Below are 1,061 nucleotides of genomic sequence, written 5' to 3'. Positions count from 1 at the left end.
GCGCTCTCAAACCACCATCCACCACAACGATGTCCACACTGCCGTATCAGGTTCCAAATGACCCCAAAATCAATTCTGCCAAAGTAGTGCTAGGCCGTGAACCCATAAACGGCCAGAAATGACCGGCGCACGGATAGCTTAGTTCGTGGGCAAAGAGGTGCCAATCGCCGTAACGCAGTGATCGCTATTTCGGCGGCCCTATTCGGTGGATCGCCGACCCCGAACTGATCGTCAGAGGCCGGCAAGATAGTGAGCCATGGCAGCGATGTCGTCGGCCGAAAAATTGCGCACCAAGGCCGTCATGCGGGGCATGTTCGGGCGCTTGTTATCGTGAAAGTCGGAGAGGGTTTTGATCAGGTAGTCCAGCTTCTGATTTGCGACGCGCGGAGTGTTGGCGTATCCGACGAAACCCTCCCGGTGGCACGAGGTGCACTTCTTCTCGACGTCGAGCGCATGGAAGCGGGTAATGCTCGCTGCGTCGGCCGACTCGCGGTAGGCGGGCCAGGGCAGTGCGGAGAAGTAGGCCGCAAGCGCCTTCATGTCGTCGCCGGAAAGGTTCTTCGCGATCCGGCCCATGAGGTCGTCGGTGCGCGCTCCATTGCGATATTCCTGCAAAGCTATCAGCAAAGAGGACTCGTGCTGGCCGGCGATGATCGGCGTGTTCTTAACAGTCGGCAGACCTTTCCTACCGTGACACATCTGGCAAAGCTTGGCCTTGTGGGAGATCGCCGTCGGCGGTGGCGCAGCATTGTTCTGCGCTCCAGCCGGCAGCGGACCGAGGGCCACGAGAGCGGCGATGACGAACGGAGCGAGCGCGTTGCTGCAAGGCATGCGAGGCCTCCAGATCGGGCTTAAGCTGAAGTGTGATGCTAATCTTATCAGGAGATGCAACCATTGGCGAGCGGAGCCCGTCGCCTCCATCCGACTATGGCTGCGTTTTTATGAGTTCACGCCCTAGCCAGAGCCTATGAGGCTTGGCCTAAGTCAACTGAAGGGAAGCCCTCGTGGGTTTGAGCATGGGCGAAAGCTTCCCTTCTTGTCCCACTCACCGTAAGCGCGAA

At 58.9% G+C, this 1,061-nt stretch carries 1 protein-coding gene; it reads right to left on the bottom strand.

Annotation, left to right across the window (positions count from 1 at the left end; all coding sequences use genetic code 11):
* Nucleotides 1-231: 231 nt before the first annotated feature.
* Complete coding sequence (locus tag BSG20_RS35420) at nucleotides 232-831, bottom strand: c-type cytochrome (RefSeq protein ID WP_093042048.1); 600 nt, start codon at nucleotides 829-831, stop codon at nucleotides 232-234.
* Between the last annotated feature and the right edge of the window lie 230 nt (nucleotides 832-1,061).

It is taken from the genome of Rhizobium tibeticum (genome assembly GCF_900110205.1).
Classification (GTDB): Bacteria; Pseudomonadota; Alphaproteobacteria; order Rhizobiales; family Rhizobiaceae; genus Rhizobium; species Rhizobium tibeticum.
This window is presented reverse-complemented; position numbering and strand designations above follow the sequence as displayed.

Bases quoted from the DNA above. Each gene is read 5' to 3' on its own strand.
- BSG20_RS35420 (WP_093042048.1), bottom strand. From the start codon at position 831: ATGCCTTGCAGCAACGCGCTCGCTCCGTTCGTCATCGCCGCTCTCGTG.